Raw genomic sequence first — 420 nt, 5'->3', positions numbered from 1 at the left:
TTTTCATTGCTGAAGAAATATGTCATTCGCTCATGGCTATATTTATATTCAGCGCTGGTATTTTTTAATTTAGTCTGATCCACTGGATCTGTTACTTCGAGTTCAACAATAGTGGAGAAGTAATTTAACCCTTCTTCTAAACTTTTACGGTTAATCACAACATGCGTGTCCGTCTGTTGCCAGTTTTCAATTGGTACTGGGTTGCAACCACCGGGTTTCCCAATGGAAGGAATAAACATTCTTACCCCACAACCAATACAAACAACTTGATCGCCTTCCATTACATAGCCTTGATCGCCACAGAGAATACAAGCATCAAAAACCGTTGCTAAACTGATTTTTTTGGTTGAACGATTAATAATGAAAAAACGCACAGCCTTGCCGTCGCTATTAATCCAAACGAACCGATGCAATTTGCCG

At 39.3% G+C, this 420-nt stretch carries 1 protein-coding gene; it reads right to left on the bottom strand.

Annotated elements, in window-relative coordinates; translation table 11 throughout:
• On the bottom strand, positions 1-374 hold a 374-nt coding region (locus EII42_RS12335; protein ID WP_233558413.1), incomplete at its 3' end, for a Fe-S-containing protein.
• Positions 375-420: the final 46 nt, after the last annotated feature.

This window comes from Tessaracoccus sp. OH4464_COT-324, assembly GCF_003932855.1.
Taxonomy (GTDB): Bacteria; Actinomycetota; Actinomycetes; order Propionibacteriales; family Propionibacteriaceae; genus Arachnia.
This window is presented reverse-complemented; position numbering and strand designations above follow the sequence as displayed.